This window comes from Bradyrhizobium genomosp. III (assembly GCF_000261705.1).
Classification (GTDB): Bacteria; Pseudomonadota; Alphaproteobacteria; order Rhizobiales; family Xanthobacteraceae; genus Bradyrhizobium; species Bradyrhizobium ottawaense.
In genome coordinates, this window is the sequence record NZ_AJQF01000340.1 from 1 (window position 1) to 297 (window position 297).

The 297-nt window shown below is 67.0% G+C and carries 1 pseudogene; it reads left to right on the plus strand.

The window, feature by feature from the left end:
- Window positions 1-211, plus strand: a pseudogene (locus tag IC66_RS0127505) (hypothetical protein); the annotation flags it as partial.
- Between the last annotated feature and the right edge of the window lie 86 nt (window positions 212-297).

A 297-nucleotide genomic window follows, 5' to 3' on the forward strand; every position in this document is an offset into this window, starting at 1 on the left:
GCTGCCGATCACGCTCATCGCCGCCTACGGGATTTACGAGATCGCGCTGCTCGCCGCGACGCCGTTCCTCGGCGGCGAGGGCGCCTTCACCGCCGCCATCGTGACGCGCATCGCTCTGACCTGCGCCGTCTGGCTCGCCGGCCTCGTCGCGATCTGCGAGATCGTCCGTCTGGTCGACCCGGCCGGACGCAAGCGTGCGATGTCGGCCTGAGCGGCCGCTCGTGGCCGTAGCCTGTGTCGCCCTCTGTCAATCCGCGTCGCTGAAAATATTCCACTTTACCGAAATTCGGTTTCGGC